Genomic DNA, 18,482 nt, shown 5'->3' with positions numbered 1-18,482 from the left:
TTGACGCCAGTATGCAACGACGCGAAGCACTCGCTGCGCTGGCGAGTGCGCTGACCGGCGCCGGTTGCCTGCGCCTCCAGGACGGCGTCTCGACCGGCACACGGACGCTGCGACCGACGGACGCGGAGACCGGGACGGGGACCGCCACGGTGGGGACGACCGAAACCGGGACCGACACCGACACCGAGACGACGACAGACGCACCGCCACAGGGCCCGCCGGTGACCGGGGAGAGCCGTTCCTTCGCGTACGACCCGGCCAACACCGGGTACTCCGGCGGCGCCGGCCCGGCCGAGAAACCCGGCGAGGGGTGGACCGCCTCGTTCTCGGAAGCGATCCGGACCGTACCCGCACTGGTCGACGAGACGCTCTACGTCGCGGCCGACTGGCTCGCGGCGTACGATGCCCGGAGCGGCGAGGAACTGTGGACCACGTCGAGCGCCGCACGCGTCTCCCCGAGCGTCGCGGACGGACTGGTCTTCGGCGCGGACTACGGAAGCGTGAAGGCGTTCGACGCCGAATCCGGGAGTCTGGAGTGGTCGGCCTCGACCGGGCGACCGAACGGGCTGACGGTCGCCGACGGGACCGTGGTCACCGGCACCGCAGCGGGCGTCGAGGCACTGGACGCGGCCTCGGGCGACAGCCAGTGGTCGGCGCTCTCGGGTGTCGACATCGATACGGCGCCGGCCATCGCGAACGGGACGGTGTTCGTCGCCGACCGACCCCGCGACCGGCCCGGGCGCGTCTACGCCTTCGACCTCGCCTCGGGCTCGAAGCAGTGGGAGTACGAGGTAAGTGCCGAGGACGGAAGCGGCGCACACTACTACTTCATCGGCGAACCCGCCTACAGCGACGGAACGGTCTACCTCGCCTGCGAGAACCGCGTCGCCTACGCCGTCGACGCCGAGACGGGTGAGGAGGTCTGGCAGACGACGACGAACGGCGGCATGAACCCGGCGCCGGCGGTCGCCAGGGACACCGTCTACGTCGGCCACGACGGCGGCAGCGTCATCGCCCTCGACCGCGCGACGGGCGAGCAGCGGTGGGAGGGTCGGGGCGGTACCGGTTCGGTCGTCTCGAACGTCGTCGCCACCGAGGAGAGCGTCTTCGCGGTCGACGACTCCGGGCTGCTGGTCGCCTACGACCGCACCACCGGGGACGTCCGGTACAAACTCGGGCTGACCCGGTCCAGGACCCGGTGTGGCCCACTCGTCACCAGCGACTGGCTCTTCGTTGGCGACGGCGACGGGACCCTGCACGCGTTCACGACGGGGAACTGAGGACCTTCGCGAACAGCATCGCGTACCCGAAGGGAATCCAGACGGAGCCGAGGACGAACAGGCCGTGCAGGGAGAGCCAGGCGACGCCGACGGCGGCAAGCCCGAGCGGGACGACGACGCTGAGGGCGGCGAAGCCGAAGACGGAGACGCGCGGGATCGTCAACAGGTAGACCAGCAGCAACAGCATGCACGCCCCGACCGTCAGGTTCACCGCCAGCCCGACGGGTGCGACGGTCGTGTAGGCCATGAAGGGGTACATGAGGAAGGTCGCGACGACGATGACCATCGTGTTCTGCGAGATGTTCACGCGCCCTGCGTCGGCGTCGATGTCCTCGTCGTCCCAGTCGTGGACGGAGAACCCCTCGAACTCGTCGTCCTCGTCGTCCTCGGCGACGTGCTCGCGCCGGGTGTTCGTGCCGGTCCGGCGGCGCTGTTCGCTCTGCTCGCCGACGAACCACTCCGCGGCGGACCCCGTCGAGCCGCCGTCCGCGGTCGCCTCCTGCTCGTCGTCGCCGACGTAGTAGCTCCGGTTGGTCTCGTTGCCGGTGCGGGACGACCGGCGGTCGGACCCGGGGTACTCCTGCCGGCGGTTGCGGCTCTGGTAGCCGTCGTTCGGGCCGTCGTCGGCCGGGTCGTCGGCGGGCCGGTCCCTGCCCTGCTGACCGACGCCGCCTGGGCCGCCGAAACTCGAGACGTACGCCTCGTGGCCGAGGCGGTCGTACCGGGCGCGTTCGTCGGGGTCGCCGAGGACCTCCTCGGCCTCGGCCACGCGCTGGAACGCCTCGGCCGCGTCCGGGGCGTCGTTCAGGTCGGGATGCGTCTCCTTGACGCGCTCGCGGTAGGCGTCGCGGATGGCATCCTGGTCGGCGTCGTGGGCGACGCCGAGTACGTCGTAGAACGTCTCCGGCATGCGGTCGTCTCTCTCGCCCTGACATTTGCGAGTCCCTGATAAAAACCCTACTGCCGACGGGGTGGCGGCGTGCCGGTCGATGACAGCAGACTGAAGGACGCGTGGCCGAATCGAGACACCGTGCTCACCGTCTCGACGCTGGTCGCGTTCGTCCCGGCCGCGCTCGCGGTCGTGCTCGCGCCCGGCCCGGACACGATGGTCGTCCTCGCCCGGGGCCTCGGCGGGGGCCGCCGCGCCGGCCTCGCCGCAGCCTGCGGTACCGCGACCGGGGTCCTGTTGCACACGCTGGCCGCGGTGGCCGGGCTCTCCGTGCTGCTCCAGACCTCCGCGGTCGCGTACCGGGTGCTCACCTACGTCGGCGCGGCCTACCTCGTCTACCTCGGTGTGCAGACCATCCGCGACGACGAGGAGTTCGACGTGTCGGCGGCGGCCGTCGCCGGAGACGGTTCGCCCCGGCGTGCCTTCCGGCAGGCGCTCGCGGTGAACGTCTCGAACCCGAAGGTGGCGGTGTTCGTCCTCGCGTTCCTCCCGCAGTTCGTCCCCGCGGGGACCGCGGCTCCCGGCGAGATGCTCACCCTCGGCGTGGTGTACGCCGCCCTCGGCCTGCTCTACCTCGGCCTCCTCGCCGCGTTCGCCAGCCAGGCGCGGCGCGTCGTGGCCCGGTCCGAGCGCCTGCCCCGGGTCCTCCGGGCCATCAGCGGCAGCGTCCTCGTCGGGTTCGCGGCGCTGCTGGTGCTCGACGGCCGCCACGCCTGACGTCGGCAGTGGCGGGCCGAGCCGAGCCCGCACCGGTCGACACCCGGACGGGAACCTATTTTTACGCGCCGGCCGGAGCCACGGACGATGGTTTCCGAACTCTTCGACCCCGAGGCGTGGGAGGCGATCGACCTCGACCTCGACGACATCACCTACCACCGCGCCGTCGACTCGGGCACGGTCCGCATCGCCTTCGACCGCCCCGAGGTCCGCAACGCGTTCCGGCCCGGCACGGTCGACGAACTGTACGACGCACTCGACCACGCCAAGCGCCAGACAGACGTGGGCTGTGTCCTCCTCACCGGGAACGGCCCCTCGCCGAAGGACGGCGGCTGGGCGTTCTGCTCCGGCGGCGACCAGCGCGTTCGGGGCGGCGCCGGCTACGAGTACCAGGGCGACGACGCCGAGAAGGAGTCCGCCTCGAAGTCGGGTCGCCTGCACATCCTCGAGGTCCAGCGTCTCATCCGGCACATCCCGAAGCCGGTCATCTGCGTGGTCCCCGGCTGGGCCGTCGGCGGCGGCCACTCCCTCCACGTGGTCTGTGACATGACCATCGCCTCCGAGGAGCACGCGAAGTTCCTCCAGACCGACCCCGACGTGGCGAGTTTCGACGCCGGCTTCGGGTCGGCCTACCTCGCGAAGCAGGTCGGCCAGAAGAAGGCCCGCGAGATATTCTTCCTCGGGAAGACCTACGACGCCGAGGAGGCCGCCGACATGGGCATGGTGAACGAGGCGGTCCCCCACGAGGAACTGGAGGAGACGGCGCTGGAGTGGGCCGAGACCATCAACGACAAGTCGCCGACCGCGGTCCGCATGCTGAAGTACGCCTTCAACATGACCGACGACGGCATGATCGGCCAGCAGGTCTTCGCGGGCGAGGCGACCCGGCTGGGCTACATGACCGACGAGGCCCAGGAGGGCCGCGACGCCTTCGTCGAGAAGCGCGACCCGGACTTCGACGACTACGAGTGGCACTACTGAACCGCCCCTGACGGCGCAGTCGGCACCGGCCCGGCGGTGGTTTGAATATGCTACCGAACCACACGGTCTGCCGGGGGGAGCGTCATGACAGACCGCGAGCCGGTGAGCGTCCTGCTTCCGACCATCAGGTGGACAGTCGCGTGTGACCAGCTGGCCGACCAGCTCCGCGAGGGCGACGAACTCTTCGTCATCTGCGACAGCGAGGCCGACCCCGTCGCGGACCACGACCCGCCGGAGGGGGTCGAGATACTCGTCGCTGGCGACCCGGAGGGCTGCTCGGGGAAGGCGAACGCCGTCGCCTGCGGGCTGGACCACGCCACCAACGACCGGTTCGTCTGGACCGACGCGGACTTCGAGCGCGACGCGGACTGGCTCGACCGGCTCGTGGCCGAAGGGGAGGCCCACGGCCCGGCCTCGGCCGTCCCGTTCTGGTACGGTGACGGATTCTGGGCGCTCATGGAGCCGTGGACCGCGATGTTCTCGACGCTGTTGATGTACCTCGGCGTCGGGAGTACGGCCAACATCGGCTGGGGCGGCGGGCTCACGTTCACCCGGGACGAACTCGACTGCAGCGTCGCGGCACTCGCCGACGAACTGCGACAGGTCCTCAGCGACGACGGGCTCGTCTCGCAGCACCTCGGCGACGTCCACCACGTCAGGTCGATGGTGACGCCCGTCGAGGTCCCCGGCGACCTGCGGACCACCTACGCCAGGGTCGTCCGGTTCAACCGGCTCACACACGTTCACGAGGGGATGCACGGCGACCTCGTCGTCGCGACCGGGCTGGCCGTCGCCGGCGGGCTGTTCCCGTTCGTCGTCGCGCCGGCGGTGACGCTGGCGACCGGGGTGGCCTACGCCATCCTCGGGCTCCGGCGCCCGACGTTCCTGCTCTCGTTCCTCGGCCTGTTCCTCGTCCCGCTGGCCATCCTCGCCGGGATGGTCGTCACCGAGTTCGAGTGGGCCGGGCGCCGGTACCGGCTGGCGGACGAGTACGAGGTCACGGTCGTCGGTCCTGCCAGCTGAGGAATATCTTCTGTCGGCCGCGGGGGCATCGGATAAAACAGTTTCCCAGCCCTGTGTCGCGGATGCACCAGTCCCGAACGCGGAATGCCGTGTCCGGAGCAGAGTCACGTGTATGTCGACGACGACAGAAACCGCACAGCAGTTCGATGCATCGACCGGCAACTGGCGCGCTGGCGTCCTCGGCGGCATCGGGGGCGCCCTCGTGATGGGTGCCCTCGTCCTCGCCATGAACGCGGCCACGCTCGAGGTGGCGATTCCTTCGCTGTACACGCTCGCGCCCCCCGCCAGCGCGGGGCTCGGGCTCGTGGTCCACGTCTCCCACGGCGCGGTCCTCGGCGTGGTGTTCGCCGGCCTCGTCGGCGCCTTCGACCTCGACTCGCTCGGCGGACAGGTCGGCCTCGGTGCCGCCTGGGGCGCCGTGACCTGGGTCGTCCTCGCCGCCCTCGTCATGCCGGTGTGGCTCGACGTGGTCGGGTCGCCCGCGAACCCGCCGCTGCCGAACTTCGCCATCCCGTCGCTGCTCTGGCACGTCGTCTACGGGCTCGTCCTCGGCGGCGTGTACGCACTGGTCGAGGACGCGGTCTGAGGCGACCGCGACCCGGCCAGCCTGCAATCGTTCTTTCACCTTGACGTGTCCTTTTCCCGATGTGGCGTCTCTGTCCAGCCACGATGCGACAGAGACTCGCCGCCCTGTGTTGCTGCCTCCTCGTGCTCTCGGCCGGCTGCGTCGGCCAGCTCGGGAGCACCGGCGGCCCCGGCGACACGACGGAACCGCCCACGACCGACCCCGGGACCGGAACCGACACCACCGACCCCGATGACGGCGCCTCCCTGAACGGGACGCTCGCCGAGCCGACCACCTGCGACCAGGTCTGGGTGAGCTACTGGGGCACCGGCAACACGGCCGAACTCTGGCAACAGGGCAACGTCCACGTCGGCTGGACCGTCCCCGCGAACACGAGTATGCTGTTCGTCGCCTTCGAGGAGGGGACCGTCCTCGGGGCGGACCACGTCCGGTTCGAGGGCGGGACGGTCACCGCCGACGGGGCCGCCGTCCCCATCGGTGATCTCTCCGGGGAGCACGACGTCGCCGTCGTCGCGGTCGTCGACACGAACGAGAACGGCGAGTACGACCCCGACGTGGACCGGCCCTGCCAGAACGAGGACGGCGACCTCGTCTGGACCGACTGGGTGCGGTTCGACTTCCCGGTCGGCCAGCCGGCCGACGACGACGGGACGAAGACCGGCGCCTGATTCCGCAGTCCCCACCATCCACCCGCGACCGACTCCCGAACCAGACCCCCGCGAACCACAGCGGCTTTTTCATCGTCGCCCTAACCACCGGGCAATGACCGACACGGCGACTGCGGACATCTCGAAGACGAAGGCGTGGGTGATGGCCGCGCGGCCCCAGACGCTGCCGGCGGCCGCCGCGCCAGTCATCGTCGGCACGGCCGTCGCCTACTACAGCGACGTGTTCGCGGCCCTCCCGGCGGTGATGGCGTTCGTGGGTGCGGCGCTCATCCAGGTGGGGACGAACTTCGCGAACGACTACTACGACGCGAAACAGGGCGCCGACACCGACGACCGCGAGGGGTTCACCCGGGTCACCCAGTCCGGCCTCATCGAGGCCGACGAGGTGAAGCGGGCGATGCTGGTGACCTTCGCGGTCGCCATCGTCACCGGGAGCTACCTCGTCTGGGTCGGCGGTATCCCCATCCTCGTCGTCGGCCTCGTGAGCGTTGCCTCCGGCATCGCCTACACCGGCGGGCCGTACCCGCTGGGGTACAACGGTCTCGGCGACCTGTTCGTCTTCGTCTTCTTCGGGCTGGTCGCCGTCACCGGGACCTACTACGTGCAGGCCGCGGCCGCGAACCCGGACTACGGCCCCCTCGGGACCGGCCTCCCGCCCCTGCCGGACCTGCCCCTCGCACTGCTCGCCAGCCTGCCCATCGCGGCCATCTCCACGAACATCCTCGTCGTGAACAACGTCCGCGACCGGGAGGAGGATTCCAGAACCGGGAAGACGACGCTGGCGGTCGCCTTCGGCTACCGGTTCGCCCGCGGCGAGTTCCTCGCGATGCTCGCCATCGCCTACCTCACGCCGGTCGCGCTCGTCCTCGGGTTCGACACCCCGGCGACCGTCCTCCTGCCCCTGCTCTCGCTGCCCCTCGCGGCCACCGTCACGCAGACGGTGCTCACCCGGACCGACGGGGCGGCGCTCAACCCGGCGCTGGAACGCGTCGGCCAGTTGCTCGCGCTCTACGCGGTCCTCTCCGGCATCGGGTTCGCACTGCCAGCACTGCTCCCGGGGGTGGTCTGATGCGGGCCGAGACACGGGAGTTCTCGGTGTCGCTCTCCCGACCGCTCGCAACCGCGAAGGGCGAGATGACCGAGCGCGAGGGCGTCCTCGTCCGCGTCTCCGACGGCGACCACGTCGGCCTCGGGGAGGCGATGCCACTGCCGGGCTGGACCGAGTCGCTGGCGGAGTGCCGGGCCGCCCTCGACGACGCGACCGAGCGCATCCGCAACGAGGAGGCCGCCCTCCGCGAGGACCTCGCCGCCAACCCGGCCGCGAGACACGGTATCTCGCTCGCGCTGGCCGACCTCCGCGCGAAACAGCACGACCGACCGCTCTACAAGATCCTCGGGCGGCGCGCCACCCGCGACGTGGTCCCGGTGAACGCCACGGTCGGCGACTCCGCCCCCGTGGACACCGCGGCAGCCGCCGAATCCGCGGTCGAGCAGGGCTTCGACTGCGTGAAGGTGAAGGTCGGCGCGCGGGACCTCGCGACCGACGTCGAGCGCGTCGAACAGGTCCGCGAGGTGGTGGGCGACGACGTGGCCATCCGGGCCGACGCCAACGGGGCGTGGACCCGCGACCAGGCCGAGGACGCCTTCGACGCCTTCGCCGAGGCTGCCGTCCAGTTCGTCGAGCAACCGCTCGACCCTGACGACCTCGCCGGCCACGCGGCCCTGCGAGACCGCCCCGGCCCGGTCGGGGTGGCCCTCGACGAGTCCCTCGCCGCGCACCCGGTCGAGACCGTCCTCGACGCCGACGCGGCCGACGTGGTCGTCCTCAAGCCGATGGCCCTCGGCGGGGTCGAGAAGGCCCGACAGGCCGCCCTCGCGGCCCGTGACGAACAGGTCGCGACCGTCGTCACGACCACCATCGACGCGGTCGTGGCCAGGACCGCCGCGGTCCACCTCGCGGCCTCGTTCCCGGGCGTACTCACGAGCGGCCTCGCGACCGCGGAGTGGCTCTCGACGGACCTCGGGCCGGACCCCTGCCCGGTCGAACACGGGACCATCCGGGTCCCAGACGGCCCCGGCCTCGGCGTCCGCGGGGTGTGGGACGAGTGAGTGGCGTCCCCGTCGAGTGGCCGACCCGGGACCTCCTGTCGGTGCGGGCGGACACGACGCCGGAGCGGACCGCCATCGTGGATGCCGACGCCGGCGAGTCGTGGACCTACCGCGACCTCCACCACCGCGTCCACGACGTGGCGGCCCGGCTGGACGACTTCCCCGGCGACGGCCGGGTCGGGCTCCTGCTCGACCGCCGGGTCGCGGTCCCGGTCGTCCTCTTCGCGGCGATGCGCCGCGCGAGTTCGGTCGCGCTGTTCGACCCCACCCGTCCTGCACGTGAACTCGCGAGCCAGTTCGACCGCGCCGACTGTCGTGTCCTCGTCTGCGGCGACGAGACCGAGGAACTGGCGCGCGAGACGGTCACTGCTGCCGACGCCGACTGCCCGGTCGCCAGCGTCGACGACCCGGAATCGAGTGCCGTCGAACCGATCCACGACGACACCTCGGCGGTCGCGATGCCGTATCCCCTCTCGCGGACGAACGAACAGGTGCTCCTGTTCACCTCGGGGACCACGGGCCGGCCCAAGGGCGTCCGGCTGACGGTCGGGAACCTCGTCGCCAGCGCGACCGGGTCGGCGTTCCGCCTCGGCGTGACCCGGGGCGACCGCTGGCTGGTCTGCCTGCCGACGTACCACATGGGCGGGCTCGCCCCGTTCGTCCGGGCGACCCTGTACGGGACCGGGGTCGTCCTCCAGCGCGAGTTCGACCCGGAGACGACGGCGCAGGTCATCTCGGACCACGACGTGACCGGCGTCTCGCTCGTGCCGACGATGCTCCGGCGGTTGCTGGACGACGGCTGGACCCCGCCCGAGCACCTCCGGTTCGTCCTGCTCGGCGGGGCCGCCGCCTCGCAAGCTCTGCTCGACCGTTGTGCCGACCGGGACGTGCCGGTCTACCCGACCTATGGGATGACCGAGGCGGCCTCGCAGATAGCGACCGCGACCCCCGAACAGGCCCGCGAGTATCCCGGGACGGTTGGCCAGCCACTCGTGACGACGACCGTCCGCGTGCTCGACGAGTCGGGCGACCCCGTCACGACCGGCGAGACGGGCGAACTCGTCGTCGACGGTCCGACCGTCACCCCGGGCTACCTCGACGACGCACAGACCGAGGCCGCCTTCTCGGAGCACGGGTTCCACACCGGCGACGTGGGCTACCGGGACGGCGACGGCCGGCTCTGGGTGACCGGGCGGGTCGACGACCGCATCGTCACCGGCGGCGAGAACGTGGACCCGTCGGTCGTGGCCGACGCGATCCGGTCGCACGACGCCGTCGACTCGGTCGCCGTGGTCGGCCTCCCGGACGAGGAGTGGGGCGAACGCGTGGCCGCACTGGTCGTCGCTGCTGCTGGTTCAGAACTCGCTGCTGGCGACATCGAGGGCCACTGCCGGGGGCGACTCGCTCCGCACCAGGTACCGAAGACGGTCGGGTTCACCGACGAGATTCCCCGGACTGCGTCGGGGACCATCGACCGCGAGGCGGTCCGGGAACTGCTGGAGAAAGAGCGGTGAGATCCGCGGGGTGAGACGCCCTACGACGGGGTCGGCGCGCCGTGTTCGTCGACCTCGCCCTCGACGATTCGCGTCGAGGAGATACGCTCGCCCTCGGCGTCGCGGACCAGCGGGACGACCACGGCGATGAGTTCGTCGAAGTCGTTCTCCCGGCGCGTCTCGTTGATGTCCGCCGTCTCGGGGTACGTCTCCGGGGAGACGACGACCCCGTCGAGGTCGTGCTCGGTCGCCGCGAACGCGTCCTCGGAGGCGATCTTGCGGATCTCGAGGGGGCGGCCCCAGAAGTTCATGTCGGTGAGCTCGCGCTTGAGCACCTGCTCGCGTGCCTCGAACGAGGGGACCTCCCGGTCCCGGGACTCCGACGCGAAGGCGTCACTCGTCAGTCCGACGACGACCCCGTCGGTCCCCAGCTCGAGGGCGGACTCGAAGAGGCGTCGGTGGCCATCGTGAATCGGCCCGAACGTGCCCGCGACGGCGACTCGCATAACACCATCCCTAGGGAGTGCAGGAACATACGGCTACCGGACGTTTTTGTCGTCTCACACCCTACCGCCGGGCGTGTGTACCCTCACCATCGCCTGGCGCGTGTTCGACGAGCCGGTCGTCGTCGCGGCGAACCGTGACGAACTGCTCGCCCGCCCGGCCCGTCCCCCGAGCGTCGTCGAGACCGACCCCGTCGTCGTCGCCCCCCGCGACGAGCAGGCCGGCGGTACCTGGGTCGGCGTCACCGAGCACGACCTCTTCGTCGGCGTGACGAACCGCTGGGTCGACGCCGACCTCGCCGGGGAGCGTTCGCGGGGCCTGCTCGTCCGGGACGCGCTCCGCCAGCCGAGTGCCGCGGCAGCACGGGCCCTCGTCGAGGAGGCGGTCGCCGACCACGAGTACCAGGGCTTCAACCTCGTCGTCGCCGACCCCGAGGACGCCTTCCTCTTCGAGTGGGACGGCGAGCTCACCGTCACCGCCCTCGACCCCGGCGTCCACGTCGTCGTCAACGTCGGCGCGGACGACACCTTCGAGATTCCGAGCCACCGCGCCGATATCGCCCGCGAGCAGGCCGAGAACGCCCGCGCGGTCCGGGCCGAACTCCAGCCCCGCGACGCCGAGACGGCGGTCGAGTGGCGCGACCGCGCCGCCGCCGTCCTCGGCGACCACGACTTCGGCGTCTGCGTCCACGACCCCGAGGGGCGGTACGGGACGCGTTCCTCCTCGCTCATCGTCCTCGGCGACACGGTCGACTACCGCTGGGCCGACGGCCCGCCCTGCGAGACGACACACGAACCCGTTGACCTCGAAGGGCAGTTTTAAGCGATTCGACACACGTCTTTCAGACGTGATAGCCATGCCTACGACGACATGGGGGTGTTCGCTGTGAGCGTCGCCGAGGAGGACCTCACCGAGGAGGAGCTGGCTGGCCTCGAGCTCGTCCGCGAGACCGGCGGCATCCACCAGAGCGACTTCTGGAAGGAACTCGACGTCTCCTCGCGCAAGGGCTCGCGCATCGTCGAGTCCCTCGTCGAGAAGGAACTCGTCGACCGGGAGGAGACGGTCTACAACGGCCACAACACCTACTTCATCCAGCCCGTCGCCGCGGACCTGGAGTTCTCGCTCCTGATGGCCGGCGACATGCTCTCGCCGTTCATCGGCGAGGAGGAGGCCGACCCCCAGAGCGACGCCTTCACGCAGTGGATAATGAACCTCGCCTACCAGTAGCGAGAGAAGGATCTTTTCGCGTTCGTTCTACGCCGTCGGGTGTGACCGTTCGATGAGCACGAACGGGTCGCGTTCGCGGTTGTAGTACCCGACGTCGCCGTCGATCGCCTCGATGATGCGACGGTGTACCTCGCGGGCCGCCCGCCCCTCGTCGGGACTGAGGTTGTGGTTCTCGCGGAGCCGCCGCCAGAACATCCCGTCCAGCCAGAACAGCGTCTCGTCGTTCGACTGGTACACCTGCTCCCCCTGTTCGTCGAGCGTCTCCGGGCCGAGCCCGCGGCCGGATAGCTGTGCCCGTGCGAGGACGGCCACCAGCTGTCGACGCGAGATGGGTGCGTGCAGCGCCACCTCGTCGATGAGGTCCCCGTAGTAGTCCTCGACGAGGTCACAGGCCCGGGAGAACTCGTCGAACTCGACGTCTGTGTCTTTGGCAATTCTCATCTGGAATCCCCCTGGTCACCGCTGTCGACCAGTCGTTACCGTTGGTATGAGAAATGTCCGCATAACTGTTGTGGTTGCATTAGTGTCCAACCGGGTGTTGAAAAGGGAGACGGGAAGACGACGACCGAACTCAGGCCAGCGCGCTGCCGGCCCGGATGATCGTCTCCGACCTTTTTCCACGTCGGGTCGGCGGAGCGACCGCTCGTGGAAAAAGCTCGGCCAAAAAACCGGCGGCAAGCCGCCGGTGAACCGCACTCGCGGTACTCGTGCGGACGACCCCCGTCTTCAGGCCAGCGCGCTGCCGGCCCGGATGATCGTCTCCTCGTCGAACTGCTTCCCGACGAGCTGGAGCCCGACCGGGAGGCCGTCGGTCTCGCCCGCCGGCACCGAGATGGCGGGGAGGTTCGCGAGGTTCACCGGGACCGTGTTGGCGTCGGCGAGGTACATCTTCAGCGGGTCCGAGAGGGACTCGCCGAGCTTCATCGGCGGGACGGGCATGGTCGGCGAGGCGAGCACGTCGGCGTCCTCGAATGCCTCGTCGAAGTCCTGCTCGACCCAGGCACGGGCGTCCTGTGCCTTCTTGTAGTACTTGTCGTGGTAGCCGGCGGAGAGGGCGTAGGTGCCAAGCAGGACGCGCCGCTTGACCTCGGGGCCGAAGCCCTCCTCGCGGGCCCTCCCGAAGACCTCGTTCCAGTTACCGTCGTAGCCGCCCGAATGTCCGTACCGGACGCCGTCGAACCGCGCGAGGTTCGAGGACGCCTCGGACATCGCGATGACGTAGTAGGCCTGCACGGCGTACTCGACGGACTCCAGCGAGACCTCGTGGTACTCGGCGCCCTGCGATTCGAGCTCGTCCAGCGCGGCGTAGAACTGCTCTTTGACGCCCTCGTCGGCACCCTCGACGAGTTCGGTCGGGACGCCGATGCGGAGACCGTCGACGTCGCCGTCGGCCGCGGCAGCGTAGTCCGAGTCGGCGCCCGCCTCGCGGGTCGTCGCGTCGCGGTCGTCCGGGCCCGCGATGACGTCCAGCAGTTCGGCGGCTGCTTCCACGTCGGGGGCGATGGGACCGATCTGCTCCAGCGAGTTCGCGTAGGCGACGAGGCCGTAGCGCGAGACCAGCCCGTAGGTCGGCTTGATGCCGACGACGCCGCAGAACGCGGCGGGACAGCGGATGGAGCCACCGGTGTCGGAGCCGAGCGCGAGGTCGGCCTCGCCGGCGGCGACGGCCGCGGCGGAGCCACCCGAGGAGCCGCCGGGGACGCGGCCCTCGGCGACGGGGTTCTCGGTCGGACCGAACGCGGAGGTCTCCGTCGTCGTGCCCATCCCGAACTCGTCCATGTTGGCCTTGCCGACGATGGTCGCGCCGGCGTCTTTCAGGCGGGAGACGACGGTCGCGTCGTAGGGGGGAACGTAGTCGTCGAGCATCGCGGAGCCACAGGTGGTCCGGACGCCCTCGGTCGAGATGTTGTCCTTGACGGCGACGGTCCGGTCGGCGAGGGGCCCGTCGGCCGCGCCCTCGATGGTCTCCTCGGTGATGAATATCTGGCTCATGAGACGTTCGGACCCTTGAAGAAGCCGTCTTCGGTCTCCTCGGCGTTGCGCAGGGCGTCCTCGCGGTCGAGGCACTCGCGCTCCTCGTCGGGACGCATGACGTTCACGAGGTCGGCCTCGTGGTCGACCTCGGGTACCTCGTCGAGTGCGTCGAAGTACTCGAGGATGTCCGCGAACTGCTCGGCGAACTCGTCGACCTCGTCGTCGGCGAGGTCGACGCGTGCCAGGTCCGCGACGTGCCGGACATCCTCTGGACTGGCGGACGTGTCGCTCATGGTCGACCAGACTGGGTTCGCCCGAGTAAGGGTTTCGATACGGGGGCGGGCCGCCGGTTCGCGCCGGGGCGACACGTCGCTTCGACCGGGAGCAGCCTCGCCGGCAAGAAACTATAAACCGGGTGTTGGTTCTGCGCAGTTACCCCGTGGTTACCACTTTCGAGAAACCTGCTTTCCGATTCGTTACAAAATAATCCAGTTCGCCTAACTGTATTGGCCCAAGAGTTTAAGTCGCCCAGAACGCAACAGATATTACAACGACCGTTCTCCGCCGCATCCGCGGTAATCCCCCACCCATGACCGATACGAGTATCCGACGCCAGCAGGCCGACGAGAGCCGAGCGAACCGAACAGAGGAGACAGAGACACAGGAACACGAGACCGTCTGCCCCGAGTGTGGCGGCGACCTGCTCACCGACAGCGAACACGGCGAGGTCGTCTGCAACGACTGCGGCCTGGTCGTCGCCGAGGACAACGTCGACCGCGGCCCGGAGTGGCGCGCGTTCGACTCGAAGGAGAAGGACGAGAAGTCCCGCGTCGGCGCCCCGACGACGAAGATGATGCACGACGAGGGCCTCTCGACCAACATCGGCTGGCAGGACAAGGACGCCTACGGCCGCCAGCTCAGCTCCAGTCAGCGCCAGAAGATGCAGCGCCTGCGCACCTGGAACGAGCGCTTCCGCACCCGTGACTCCAAGGAGCGCAACCTGAAGCAGGCACTGGGCGAGATCGACCGCATGGCCAGTGCGCTGGGCCTCCCGAAGAACGTCCGCGAGACCGCCTCCGTCATCTATCGCCGCGCCCTCAACGAGGACCTCCTCCCCGGGCGCTCCATCGAGGGCGTCTCGACGGCCTCGCTCTACGCGGCGGCCCGCCAGGCCGGCACGCCCCGCAGCCTCGACGAGGTGACCAACGTCTCCCGGGTCGACCGCGACGAGATCGCCCGGACCTACCGCTACGTCGTCCGCGAACTCAACCTCGAGATACAGCCCGCCGACCCCGTGAGCTACGTCCCCCGCTTCGCCAGCGAACTCGGTATCTCCGACGAGGGCGAGCGCCGGGCCCGCCAGCTCCTGGAGACGGCGAAACGCGAGGGCATCCACTCCGGGAAGTCCCCCGTCGGCCTCGCCGCCGCGGCCGTCTACGCCGCCTCGCTGCTGGCCAACGAGAAGGTCACGCAGAACGAGGTCAGCGAGGTCGCGAACATCTCCGAGGTCACCATCCGGAACCGCTATCACGAACTGCTCGAGGCGGAACAGCCGCTCTGAGACGACGCGGGTTCGAACCGACGACTCAGCGGTAGTCGGCGTCGGTCCGCAGCCTGTCCTTCCCGTAATCGTACAGTCCGACCAGCGACAGCACCACCGTCCCGAAGACGGCGATCCAGAACCCGACGAGGATGTAGAGGTCGTCGCGGCCCCCGGCGCAGTTCAGGACCTCCGTGCCCTCGATGGGGTACAGTTCGCCCTCGTACTGGACGGTCCGGTTCGCCAGCTCCCCGCGGTACTGCTCGGGTTCGACGAACGCGGTCCGGTTCTCCTCGACGACGGTCTGGACGGCCTGCTGGACCGGCTCGGAGAGGTTCCCGGCCTCGACCACCGTCCGGTTCTCGGTGACGCTGCGGTTCACGTCGATGGCGTAGTCCGCGGTGCACTCCTCGGGCGTGGTCAACCCGACGCCGACGATGGCGACCCCGAGCAGGAGCACGACCGCACCGACCGCGTAGAGGTACCGTAATCGCACGTTCGAATCGCCGGGCCACGTCGACAAAGGCGTTCCGTCCTGCGCGCAGACGCCCGGGACCGACGCCTACAAGCCGACCCGTCCGGACCGTTCGGCCATGGAGACGACCCGCCACTTCGTCGCGACCGTCTACGTGGTCAACGACGGCGCCACGCTGCTTCACGAGCACGAGAAGCTCGACATGTGGTTCCCGCCGGGCGGCCACGTCGACCGGGCCGAGACGCCCCACGAGGCGGCACTCCGGGAGACCTGCGAGGAGACGGGCCTCGACGTCGACCTCGTCGCACCAGAGGGCGACATCGAGTCCGACACGGTCCGGTCCATCCCGCGACCACAGCACCTGCTGCTCGAGGACATCAACGTCTGCGACGGGCAGGTCGGCCACCAGCACGTCGACCACATCTACTACGGCGAGGCGGCGTCCCGCGACCTCGACCCGGCCCCGGGCGAGACCCCGGTCGACGCGTGGGAGTGGTTCACGGCGGACCGCCTGCAGGCGGCAGCCGACTGGCTGGAACCGGACGTGGTCGAGATCGGGCAGCGCGCCATCGCGGCGGTCGGAGCCGACGTCGACACCAGCAACGGAGACGCACACTGACGCTGCCCATCGCGTGTGGAAATCGCCGGCATCTGGCGCGAGAGGTGCTCTCGACTCGACTCAGGGGATAGACGGCCGCGCCAGTTTAATAGTTAGAAACCCAACTATATTCCATGAGCTGTGTGAACTGTTCCGCCACCGACCCGACCGCCTTCACGCTCATCACCCACGCCGAGGACCGGCACACGAGCGTCGAGCTGACGTTCTGTTCCGGGACCTGCCTCCGAGCGTGGACCTGAGGACGCGTCACGCCGTGGCGTCAGGCCGTGGGGCCACCCCATGGCCTCACACCCGCGATTCCACGTAGCGCGTCACGTGGTCGTCGAGTCGCCGTTTGAACCCGGCCTGTCGCGCGAGCCGGTCGAGTTCCCGCGCCACGAGACTCCCGTACTGGACCGCCTTCTTCTCCCGGAACGCGACCGCATCCGGGAGCCAGTCACGCGCGGCCAGCCGGAGTGCCTTCTTGCGTTCCCCGCGCCCGTCGACGAGCAACTCGCCGGGCAGCCGGAGCGCGGCCGCGACCACCGCGTCGTGCAACAGCGGCGCGACCGGTTCGACGCCGGCCGCCCGCAACCCGAGCACGTCGCGTTCGAGCTGGTTCGGCAGGGTACCCATCAGCTCGCGGGCCGCGGCCCGGACCGTCGTCGCCTCGACCCGGGGGTCGTCGGGTGCGCCGGCCACCTTCGCGTAGCCGCCGAACAGTTCGTCCGCGCCCTGCCCGACCGCCAGCCGGTCGTAGCCGTCGGCGGCGACCTGCTCGGCGACGAGATACAGCGGGAGCGCGATGCCGACGTCCATCGCGTTCGTCCGGCCGGTCGCCTCGGCGACGGCTGGAACCGCCGCAGCCAGCCGGTCGGTCGTCAACTCGACCACCCGTAACTCGACGTCCATCAGTTCGGCAGCGCGCCGGGCCTGGGCGAGGTCGTGGCTCTCCGGGAAGCCGACGACGTAACAGGGTCCGTCGACCAGTGCGGCGACCAGCGCGGAGTCGACGCCGCCGGAGAAGGCGACCGCCGTCTTCCCGTCCCTGGGGAGGGTCGCCGCGCTCTCCCGGATGGCCGCCCGGACGTTCTGGACAGCCGCACGTCGGTCCTGTTCTGGCTCCAGCGACGGGAGCGTCCACTGTCGACGCTGACCATCGTCGGTGACGTACGAGCCGGGAGCGACCGCCTCAGGGTTGGAAAGTTCGGTCGGGTCGAACGCCCAGTCACCCGTCGCCGGGTCCGCGAAGAGCGGGTAGCGCCCGAGGACGTCCCTGACGAGCCTCCCGTCGAGTTCGCCGGCGAACCCGGCCGTCCCGGGCAGTGGCTCGTCGTCGTCGACCGCCCGTCGAACGACCTCGGCAGACGCGCCCTGCAGTGTCACAGGAGGAACTCCTGCAGCCGGTTCTTCACGCGGCGTTTCGCCCCGCTCGCGGCCTGCTGGAAACTGATGCGCCACGGCGTCCGCTTGCCCTCGACCGTGGTCCGCCCCTCGCGGATCGCGTCGAGGATGGCGTCGGCGCTTCGCTCGTCTGCGCCGACGCGGGTCACCGCCTGCCCGACCATCTCGCTGATGTGGGCGTCGCTCCCGGCCGTCATCGGCAGCCCGAACTGCTCGGCGAAGCGCTTGGCCTGCCGGTTCGACCGCCCGGTGAGCAGGCGCGAGTTGTACACCTCGATGGCGTCGGCCGTCGCCAGCTCCTCGCGCGTGATGTTCTCCATGACGCCGCTCCGGGACTCCTGGAACGGGTGCGGGACCACCGCGATGCCGCCGTGGTCCCGGATGAACGTGAGCGTCTCGTCGAATGGCATCCCGACCGGCACCTTCTCCTCGACACCGAGTGCGAGGACGTGGCCGGCCGCGGTCGTCACCTCCATCCCGGGGATGCCGACGAGGCCGTACTCGGGGGCCTTCCGGACGGCCTCGAGGCTCGCGTCGATCTCGTCGTGGTCGGTCACCGCCAGCGCGTCCAGCCCGACCGCCGCCGCCTGCTGCAAGAGAAGCTCGACGGGGTCGTGACCGTCGTACGAAAGCGCGGAGTGGCAGTGCAACTCGACCGATAGCACGGGTAGGCGTAGTCGTGGGTGGGTCAAAAGCGCCTCGGTCTCTGCATTTCACGAACAGTCGAACATACCGTACCGGGGATAGCTCCTCGCTACCCTACGGTGTCTGCCTTTCGGAGAAACAGTAGAGAAGGGAACAGAAACGAACCGGTGCATCCCCGGTTCAGCCGAGGATGTAGTCGAGCCTGGGGTACTTCTCGATGAGCTTCTCGCCACCGAGTTCGTAGTTCTCGATGAACGTGTCCAGGCCGAGGATCCGGCCCGCCCCGAAGGCGGCGACGGCCAGGAACAC

The 18,482-nt window shown here is 69.9% G+C and carries 22 protein-coding genes and 1 pseudogene; 14 read left to right on the top strand and 9 right to left on the bottom strand.

Translation table 11 applies throughout. The features are described 5' to 3' along the window. Positions 1 to 11 precede the first annotated feature (11 nt). Complete coding sequence (locus tag NOV86_RS00115; protein WP_267639176.1) at positions 12 to 1,280, top strand: outer membrane protein assembly factor BamB family protein; 1,269 nt, start codon at positions 12 to 14, stop codon at positions 1,278 to 1,280. Here the strand turns inward: NOV86_RS00115 and NOV86_RS00110 are convergent. Then, positions 1,264 to 2,190 carry a J domain-containing protein gene (locus NOV86_RS00110; protein ID WP_267639175.1) on the bottom strand — a complete coding sequence of 309 codons (927 nt, stop codon included), beginning with the start codon at positions 2,188 to 2,190 and terminating at the stop codon, positions 1,264 to 1,266. The two genes, NOV86_RS00115 and NOV86_RS00110, sit on opposite strands and share 17 nt — an antisense overlap. A gap of 69 nt (positions 2,191 to 2,259) precedes the next feature. Here NOV86_RS00110 and NOV86_RS00105 point away from each other — a divergent pair, with 69 nt between their 5' ends. The 8 genes from NOV86_RS00105 to NOV86_RS00070 all read left to right on the top strand — a co-directional run bounded on the left by NOV86_RS00105 (position 2,260) and on the right by NOV86_RS00070 (position 9,827). Next, a complete protein-coding gene (locus tag NOV86_RS00105) occupies positions 2,260 to 2,946 on the top strand; it encodes a LysE family translocator (RefSeq protein WP_267639174.1) in 687 nt (228 codons plus the stop codon). An 87-nt stretch (positions 2,947 to 3,033) separates the two neighbouring features. After that, on the top strand, positions 3,034 to 3,927 hold the full coding sequence (locus NOV86_RS00100; protein WP_267639173.1) for a 1,4-dihydroxy-2-naphthoyl-CoA synthase: 894 nt from the start codon (positions 3,034 to 3,036) through the stop codon (positions 3,925 to 3,927). 84 nt (positions 3,928 to 4,011) lie between these two features. Further along, a complete protein-coding gene (locus NOV86_RS00095; RefSeq protein WP_267639172.1) occupies positions 4,012 to 4,950 on the top strand; it encodes a glycosyltransferase in 939 nt (312 codons plus the stop codon). Between the two features lie 112 nt (positions 4,951 to 5,062). Beyond that, entirely contained in the window at positions 5,063 to 5,536 is a 474-nt protein-coding gene (locus NOV86_RS00090) for a histidine kinase (protein ID WP_267639171.1), read from the top strand. 83 nt (positions 5,537 to 5,619) lie between these two features. Beyond that, positions 5,620 to 6,204 carry a hypothetical protein gene (locus NOV86_RS00085; protein WP_267639170.1) on the top strand — a complete coding sequence of 195 codons (585 nt, stop codon included), beginning with the start codon at positions 5,620 to 5,622 and terminating at the stop codon, positions 6,202 to 6,204. Between the two features lie 94 nt (positions 6,205 to 6,298). Beyond that, a complete protein-coding gene (locus NOV86_RS00080) occupies positions 6,299 to 7,273 on the top strand; it encodes a 1,4-dihydroxy-2-naphthoate polyprenyltransferase (RefSeq protein ID WP_267639169.1) in 975 nt (324 codons plus the stop codon). After that, positions 7,273 to 8,313: an o-succinylbenzoate synthase gene (menC, locus tag NOV86_RS00075; protein ID WP_267639168.1), complete on the top strand. Its 1,041-nt coding sequence runs from the start codon at positions 7,273 to 7,275 to the stop codon at positions 8,311 to 8,313. Before NOV86_RS00080 ends, menC begins: the two co-directional genes overlap by 1 nt. Further along, on the top strand, positions 8,310 to 9,827 hold the full coding sequence (locus NOV86_RS00070) for a class I adenylate-forming enzyme family protein (protein WP_267639167.1): 1,518 nt from the start codon (positions 8,310 to 8,312) through the stop codon (positions 9,825 to 9,827). The genes menC and NOV86_RS00070 overlap by 4 nt, the downstream gene beginning before the upstream one ends. 20 nt (positions 9,828 to 9,847) lie before the next feature. On the opposite strand, the gene NOV86_RS00065 is transcribed toward NOV86_RS00070, so the two are convergent. After that, a complete protein-coding gene (locus NOV86_RS00065; protein ID WP_267639165.1) occupies positions 9,848 to 10,312 on the bottom strand; it encodes a phosphopantetheine adenylyltransferase in 465 nt (154 codons plus the stop codon). 73 nt (positions 10,313 to 10,385) lie between these two features. Here NOV86_RS00065 and NOV86_RS00060 point away from each other — a divergent pair, with 73 nt between their 5' ends. Together NOV86_RS00060 and NOV86_RS00055 are read left to right on the top strand one after the other, a co-directional pair. Then, positions 10,386 to 11,132, top strand: coding sequence for an NRDE family protein (locus NOV86_RS00060; RefSeq protein WP_267639164.1), 747 nt, complete (start codon positions 10,386 to 10,388; stop codon positions 11,130 to 11,132). Between the two features lie 48 nt (positions 11,133 to 11,180). Continuing rightward, positions 11,181 to 11,537: a helix-turn-helix transcriptional regulator gene (locus tag NOV86_RS00055; protein WP_267639163.1), complete on the top strand. Its 357-nt coding sequence runs from the start codon at positions 11,181 to 11,183 to the stop codon at positions 11,535 to 11,537. 27 nt (positions 11,538 to 11,564) lie between these two features. Here the strand turns inward: NOV86_RS00055 and NOV86_RS00050 are convergent, their stop codons facing one another. From NOV86_RS00050 to gatC, 3 genes are all read right to left on the bottom strand, one after another. Beyond that, entirely contained in the window at positions 11,565 to 11,978 is a 414-nt protein-coding gene (locus tag NOV86_RS00050) for a DUF8048 family protein (protein ID WP_267639162.1), read from the bottom strand. A gap of 285 nt (positions 11,979 to 12,263) precedes the next feature. Beyond that, positions 12,264 to 13,529 (bottom strand): Asp-tRNA(Asn)/Glu-tRNA(Gln) amidotransferase subunit GatA, encoded by a 1,266-nt coding sequence (gatA, locus tag NOV86_RS00045; RefSeq protein WP_267639161.1) that lies wholly within the window; start codon positions 13,527 to 13,529, stop codon positions 12,264 to 12,266. Continuing rightward, the gene (gene gatC, locus NOV86_RS00040) at positions 13,526 to 13,804 is read right to left on the bottom strand and encodes an Asp-tRNA(Asn)/Glu-tRNA(Gln) amidotransferase subunit GatC (protein ID WP_267639160.1); all 279 of its coding nucleotides are present in this window, start codon (positions 13,802 to 13,804) and stop codon (positions 13,526 to 13,528) included. The genes gatA and gatC overlap by 4 nt, the downstream gene beginning before the upstream one ends. Before the next feature lie 296 nt (positions 13,805 to 14,100). Here gatC and NOV86_RS00035 point away from each other — a divergent pair, with 296 nt between their 5' ends. Beyond that, positions 14,101 to 15,072, top strand: a complete 972-nt coding sequence (locus tag NOV86_RS00035) for a transcription initiation factor IIB (RefSeq protein ID WP_267639159.1) — start codon at positions 14,101 to 14,103, stop codon at positions 15,070 to 15,072. A gap of 25 nt (positions 15,073 to 15,097) precedes the next feature. On the opposite strand, the gene NOV86_RS00030 is transcribed toward NOV86_RS00035, so the two are convergent. Next, positions 15,098 to 15,547: a DUF7979 domain-containing protein gene (locus NOV86_RS00030; RefSeq protein WP_267639158.1), complete on the bottom strand. Its 450-nt coding sequence runs from the start codon at positions 15,545 to 15,547 to the stop codon at positions 15,098 to 15,100. Between the two features lie 97 nt (positions 15,548 to 15,644). Here NOV86_RS00030 and NOV86_RS00025 point away from each other — a divergent pair, with 97 nt between their 5' ends. Both NOV86_RS00025 and NOV86_RS00020 read left to right on the top strand, forming a co-directional pair. Next, positions 15,645 to 16,145 (top strand): NUDIX hydrolase, encoded by a 501-nt coding sequence (locus NOV86_RS00025; RefSeq protein ID WP_267639157.1) that lies wholly within the window; start codon positions 15,645 to 15,647, stop codon positions 16,143 to 16,145. A 113-nt stretch (positions 16,146 to 16,258) separates the two neighbouring features. After that, the gene (locus NOV86_RS00020) at positions 16,259 to 16,384 is read left to right on the top strand and encodes a hypothetical protein (RefSeq protein ID WP_267639156.1); all 126 of its coding nucleotides are present in this window, start codon (positions 16,259 to 16,261) and stop codon (positions 16,382 to 16,384) included. A 46-nt stretch (positions 16,385 to 16,430) separates the two neighbouring features. On the opposite strand, the gene NOV86_RS00015 is transcribed toward NOV86_RS00020, so the two are convergent. From NOV86_RS00015 to NOV86_RS00005, 3 genes and pseudogenes are all read right to left on the bottom strand, one after another. Continuing rightward, entirely contained in the window at positions 16,431 to 17,504 is a 1,074-nt protein-coding gene (locus NOV86_RS00015) for an asparagine synthase C-terminal domain-containing protein (protein ID WP_267641692.1), read from the bottom strand. A 2-nt stretch (positions 17,505 to 17,506) separates the two neighbouring features. Further along, positions 17,507 to 18,193: a PHP domain-containing protein gene (locus NOV86_RS00010; RefSeq protein WP_267639155.1), complete on the bottom strand. Its 687-nt coding sequence runs from the start codon at positions 18,191 to 18,193 to the stop codon at positions 17,507 to 17,509. A 160-nt stretch (positions 18,194 to 18,353) separates the two neighbouring features. Continuing rightward, positions 18,354 to 18,482, bottom strand: a pseudogene (locus tag NOV86_RS00005) (DoxX family protein); the annotation flags it as partial.

The organism is Haloarchaeobius amylolyticus (assembly GCF_026616195.1).
Classification (GTDB): Archaea; Halobacteriota; Halobacteria; order Halobacteriales; family Natrialbaceae; genus Haloarchaeobius; species Haloarchaeobius amylolyticus.
The sequence above is the reverse complement of the archived record's forward strand: the minus strand, read 5'-3'. Positions and strand labels throughout refer to the sequence as shown.

Excerpts from the sequence above, each read along its gene's own strand:
- NOV86_RS00115 (WP_267639176.1), top strand. The coding sequence starts at position 12 with ATGCAACGACGCGAAGCACTCGCTGCGCTGGCGAGTGCGCTGACCGGC.
- NOV86_RS00110 (WP_267639175.1), bottom strand. The coding sequence starts at position 2,190 with ATGCCGGAGACGTTCTACGACGTACTCGGCGTCGCCCACGACGCCGAC.
- NOV86_RS00100 (WP_267639173.1), top strand. The coding sequence starts at position 3,034 with ATGGTTTCCGAACTCTTCGACCCCGAGGCGTGGGAGGCGATCGACCTC.
- NOV86_RS00095 (WP_267639172.1), top strand. The coding sequence starts at position 4,012 with ATGACAGACCGCGAGCCGGTGAGCGTCCTGCTTCCGACCATCAGGTGG.
- NOV86_RS00090 (WP_267639171.1), top strand. The coding sequence starts at position 5,063 with ATGTCGACGACGACAGAAACCGCACAGCAGTTCGATGCATCGACCGGC.
- NOV86_RS00085 (WP_267639170.1), top strand. The coding sequence starts at position 5,620 with ATGCGACAGAGACTCGCCGCCCTGTGTTGCTGCCTCCTCGTGCTCTCG.
- NOV86_RS00080 (WP_267639169.1), top strand. The coding sequence starts at position 6,299 with ATGACCGACACGGCGACTGCGGACATCTCGAAGACGAAGGCGTGGGTG.
- menC (WP_267639168.1), top strand. The coding sequence starts at position 7,273 with ATGCGGGCCGAGACACGGGAGTTCTCGGTGTCGCTCTCCCGACCGCTC.
- NOV86_RS00065 (WP_267639165.1), bottom strand. The coding sequence starts at position 10,312 with ATGCGAGTCGCCGTCGCGGGCACGTTCGGGCCGATTCACGATGGCCAC.
- NOV86_RS00055 (WP_267639163.1), top strand. The coding sequence starts at position 11,181 with ATGGGGGTGTTCGCTGTGAGCGTCGCCGAGGAGGACCTCACCGAGGAG.
- NOV86_RS00050 (WP_267639162.1), bottom strand. The coding sequence starts at position 11,978 with ATGAGAATTGCCAAAGACACAGACGTCGAGTTCGACGAGTTCTCCCGG.
- gatA (WP_267639161.1), bottom strand. The coding sequence starts at position 13,529 with ATGAGCCAGATATTCATCACCGAGGAGACCATCGAGGGCGCGGCCGAC.
- gatC (WP_267639160.1), bottom strand. The coding sequence starts at position 13,804 with ATGAGCGACACGTCCGCCAGTCCAGAGGATGTCCGGCACGTCGCGGAC.
- NOV86_RS00035 (WP_267639159.1), top strand. The coding sequence starts at position 14,101 with ATGACCGATACGAGTATCCGACGCCAGCAGGCCGACGAGAGCCGAGCG.
- NOV86_RS00025 (WP_267639157.1), top strand. The coding sequence starts at position 15,645 with ATGGAGACGACCCGCCACTTCGTCGCGACCGTCTACGTGGTCAACGAC.
- NOV86_RS00020 (WP_267639156.1), top strand. The coding sequence starts at position 16,259 with ATGAGCTGTGTGAACTGTTCCGCCACCGACCCGACCGCCTTCACGCTC.